This is a genomic window from Ketobacter sp. MCCC 1A13808, from assembly GCF_009746715.1.
In the GTDB taxonomy this organism is placed as follows: Bacteria; Pseudomonadota; Gammaproteobacteria; order Pseudomonadales; family Ketobacteraceae; genus Ketobacter.
In genome coordinates this window covers 1-3,996 of the sequence record NZ_VRKW01000037.1, presented here as the reverse complement: position 1 = coordinate 3,996, position 3,996 = coordinate 1, and the positions used below count along the sequence as shown (strand labels likewise).

Genomic DNA, 3,996 nt, shown 5'->3' with positions numbered 1-3,996 from the left:
CCGCAAGAATGCACTCAAGGTTTGTGGCCACGGAATATACCACGACCCGAATCGAATGCACCTCTGCCAAAATTTGCCACGTCCTCGATGTCCACGAACCGCCCATGCACCCGGAACCAACCCGATAGAAAACACTGTGAAACCACAACACCTGAACAAAACTACGGCCCGACTCTGGGGCAGTGCTCCCTGAACTAAATCGTTAGCTCAGTCCAAATTGCGGAGAAACTACTAAATCTAGTTGATCGCCATCAGCTTTTCACTACTTAAAAAGCCGACCGAATAAACGGGAGCAATGCCCTACCCCGCCTGCGCTAGAGTAGATGTAGGACCGCTTGGTTTTAAAAATATTTCAGCTCGCAAAGTTATAACGCCAAGTTAACCGGCAAAACGGAGCCCGCTTGCGGGCGCAGTGTTTTACAGCGGGGCGTAAAATTTGCGAAGCAAATGCCCCGCTGTAAATTGTCCGGTTGAACGCCTGGTTATGGCAAAAGCGCACGGATGTACGCATAAATATCAACACCCTTTTTTAATAGCGCCCATTGGTTTCTGTGGTCATTGTGCATACTAACTGCGGCAAACAGACCCTCTGAATTCTTGACGTTTTCTTCCTTTACTTTCGCTAAAGAATCGCGTGAAAACTGCAACTGATCTCTTAGCGAGTTGAACGCGTTGTCTTGACTTGAGTCATTGAGCTTGAGTTCAATTTTTAGATGTTTGCCACCAACTTCGGTGAAGAGCAACAGAAGAGGCAAATTACTTGTATCTTTTAATTCAAAGGTTTCAATCAGCTTTCTGTTTTTCGAAGGCTCTTTCCAAATCTGTACCATCATTCCAATAGTACCTTTTGGAAAGGAAGGAAACTCATAACTTCCTTTCTCCGGCTTCACAGAAAAAACGCAAAATCTATCTCCAGTAAGCTCGTGAAGAGAAAGCCAATAGTCATCATCTCGCAGTACTTTCTTAATATTTGGATGCTCATCTGTAAATAGAATTACACCGAATAAATCGGCGACGCCGTCTTTGGCCCTATGCTCTTCTACTAATGAACTGAAACTATCCAAATTACTTTCTCCTCTTGCCATAACGCCCGCAACATGGGACCAGTGTAGTGGAGCCAATTTGCGGTAAGGTGAGCGAAGTGAACCGCAAATTGGCGGAGCGTAGCTGGTTCCCGTGCTTGCGTTTGTTATAGTCGATATACAAGACCGGATAAAAGACCTATAATTAGGTCATAAAATCTGCCGAGAAATATTAAATATCATGACATATCAAGTACTTACGGAAATTGCAGCCAGCATTTCTGAGCTAAAGTCAAACCCAATGAAGGTCGTTGCAAGTGGCAATGGTATGCCTATCGCAGTATTAAATCGCAACGAACCGGCATTTTATTGCGTTCCTGCCCAAGCTTATGAGGCATTGATGGGATTAATTGATGATGCCGAATTGATAAAAATAGTTAAAGAGCGCCAAGACGAGGAGACAGTTAGGGTAACGCTTGATGACTTATAGTTTAGAATTTAAGAAATCTGCCTATAAAGAATGGAAAAAGCTAGGGCATACTATTCGAAATCAGTTTAAGAAAAAGATCGAAGAACGTTTAGAAAATCCTCATGTACCCAATTCTGCACTCTCGGGTGCAACCAACTTGTACAAAATTAAACTCCGCCAAGTTGGTTATCGACTGGTCTATTCGGTCGATGATGACGTGATTGTCGTCACTGTGATTGCAGTCGGTAAGAGAGACAGAAACGAAGTATATGATGTTGCACTCTCACGACTTCAGCAGGGTGACTGAGCTATAACGCCGGGAACATGGGCGCAGTGTAGTGGAGCATTTTTTGTGGTAAAAAGAGCGAAGCGATACCACAAAAAATGCGGAACGAAACTGCGTCCCGTGCTTGCCCTGGTTATTTGTTGCCTGTACAAAAGCGAATTACCTGCACCGCACCACCCAACTATTTTTTGACTTTGACCTTTAATGCACTGCAACTTGGTAGTGCTTATGAAGCCTGAACTTCAGGGGGCCCGCCCATCAGCTATGGATGCAGCCGTAGAACACACCGATTGTCACTCGAAGAATACACAGGTGGTTGTGGCAACGGAATCCAGCACGACCAGAAACCACCATGACACCACAAAACTAAACGAATTCACGGCCCGATTACAGAACCGTGCTTCCTGAACTCAATCGCTGGCTTCATTCATCGCTACGGAGAAAAGGCAAAATCAAATAGATTGCGGATCAACTAAAATTCATCACCAAACTTCCCGAACGATCAATAGCAATGCCCTACTCGCCCGCGAAGCTGTAAATGTAAAACCTCTCGGTTTTAAAAAAGCTCTCAGCCTGCAAAAAAATAACGTCCCTATCAGGGGGCAAGCGTAGTGGAGCGATTTTTGTGGTATAAAGGAGCGATAGCGACGACCACAAAATTCGCGGAACGTAGCTTGCTCCCCTGCATAGGCTTGTTAGAATACCGGCTTGTTTTAGAGCTATCTTGCAAATTCTTCTTCTCGTTGGCTTAACTTTTTTAGCATTAATTCTCGTGAAATCCCATATACACTGGTGCATAAAGCTAATAGATTTGATACCAGCGCAGGATACGAAGAAATTATTAGATTATGCCCAACCCAGCATAGCAAGCAACACAGAAGTAATACTCTTAAGCGCGTGGTACTAACTTGCAGATTACCAATACAGAAAAATATAAGTGCAAAAGTAGAGAATATTGATGGTGCACCATGCCACGTTAGCCAAGAGACAATCGGTGTCAAAAGCAAAGAAACAAGATAAATCGATTTGAATTTCGGGTGTGTTTCTAATGGTATTGCTAATGCGGCTTGAAGGCCAGCCGTGGCCATAACAGCAGCCGCTGCTTGCGCATCAAGAAGCCAAAAGTGAATGAGCATAAAAATGCACGCCAATATTTGGCCAAACAGCATATGCTTTCTAGATTTAATAAGAGGCCATGAAACATTAGCAATAACTCCCAGAACGCCAAAAACTGTAGCAAGCTCCACTTCACATAAACTCCTGAAATACTGATCTTATTCAGGTCGAACCATTCTTTGCGCAACGACCGGCACTTGGTTATATGTGGTTAAAAAAGTATCTGTAACCTTAAATCCATACAAATGGTATAAATGCTTGGCTGATTCATTTGAACGCGCAACGAATAAAATTGCTTGACCTTTAATGGAAAATAATAAGAATTCTAGCAGCTGTTTTCCTATACCTTTCCCTCTACACTTAGGATGAACAAATAGCGCTCTAATTTCGCTATTAAAAATGGCACCATACCCAGAAATAAAATCACCTTCATGGCAAACGTAAATATCTGACTCCATAAGCTCACTAAATCTTTTATCATCATCCTCAAGTGATAAAAGCGTATACGTCATACTTTCATATTTAAGCTCATCAAGTTTCGATCTACTATAAATATCGAAAATTGCCGGAAGATCTTCTTGTTTAAATGCGCGAATTTTCATTTTTTCTAATAACTGAGATATACGTCATCGTTAAGAAAGTTGGCGGCGCTCTTGCCACGCAAGAGCGGTGACAACTTTTAGATGACGTATCATCGAGCTGTTATGCGTCGTTTGTGGCACCCAAGCCGATCGCAAGAGTCTTATCTTGTTTAGAACAACTATCTCTCTACAAGGTCACTTTTTACCCGGTAGATTCCACCCTTACTCTGAAGCGCTAGCGTCGTCCGCATTAACTGCTGTTATGCGAGCGTCGCTAGCGCTTCAGAGCGTATAGGAAGGATGAATCGCTGACAATAGCTGACATACAGGAATACTGTATATATTTACAGTTTGTGGATTTATTCACATTCGAACCCCGGTACCAACCTGAGCAAATGACGTATAACGAGAGTAGATATATGGAATCGTTAAGAAAGTTGGCGGTCAGCTTGCGCAGCAAGATGGGTGACAACTTTTAGATTCCATATCATCTGGTTGTTATATTGCGCTCGTCCCTCGGTG

6 protein-coding genes are annotated in these 3,996 nt (G+C 43.1%); 3 read left to right on the top strand and 3 right to left on the bottom strand.

Going from position 1 to position 3,996, the window contains the following annotated elements; all coding sequences use genetic code 11:
• Positions 1 to 482: 482 nt before the first annotated feature.
• Positions 483 to 1,064 carry a hypothetical protein gene (locus FT643_RS22660; protein WP_156873683.1) on the bottom strand — a complete coding sequence of 194 codons (582 nt, stop codon included), beginning with the start codon at positions 1,062 to 1,064 and terminating at the stop codon, positions 483 to 485.
• A gap of 199 nt (positions 1,065 to 1,263) precedes the next feature.
• Between FT643_RS22660 and FT643_RS22655 the strand changes: the two genes are divergently transcribed.
• From FT643_RS22655 to FT643_RS22645, 3 genes are all read left to right on the top strand, one after another.
• On the top strand, positions 1,264 to 1,512 hold the full coding sequence (locus FT643_RS22655; RefSeq protein WP_156873682.1) for a type II toxin-antitoxin system Phd/YefM family antitoxin: 249 nt from the start codon (positions 1,264 to 1,266) through the stop codon (positions 1,510 to 1,512).
• Positions 1,502 to 1,798, top strand: coding sequence for a type II toxin-antitoxin system RelE family toxin (locus tag FT643_RS22650; protein WP_156873681.1), 297 nt, complete (start codon positions 1,502 to 1,504; stop codon positions 1,796 to 1,798). Before FT643_RS22655 ends, FT643_RS22650 begins: the two co-directional genes overlap by 11 nt.
• Positions 1,799 to 2,005: 207 nt before the next feature.
• A complete protein-coding gene (locus FT643_RS22645; RefSeq protein ID WP_156873680.1) occupies positions 2,006 to 2,185 on the top strand; it encodes a hypothetical protein in 180 nt (59 codons plus the stop codon).
• Between the two features lie 311 nt (positions 2,186 to 2,496).
• On the opposite strand, the gene FT643_RS22640 is transcribed toward FT643_RS22645, so the two are convergent.
• Positions 2,497 to 3,024: a YgjV family protein gene (locus tag FT643_RS22640; protein WP_156873679.1), complete on the bottom strand. Its 528-nt coding sequence runs from the start codon at positions 3,022 to 3,024 to the stop codon at positions 2,497 to 2,499.
• Between the two features lie 27 nt (positions 3,025 to 3,051).
• Positions 3,052 to 3,495 carry a GNAT family N-acetyltransferase gene (locus FT643_RS22635; protein WP_156873678.1) on the bottom strand — a complete coding sequence of 148 codons (444 nt, stop codon included), beginning with the start codon at positions 3,493 to 3,495 and terminating at the stop codon, positions 3,052 to 3,054.
• Between the last annotated feature and the right edge of the window lie 501 nt (positions 3,496 to 3,996).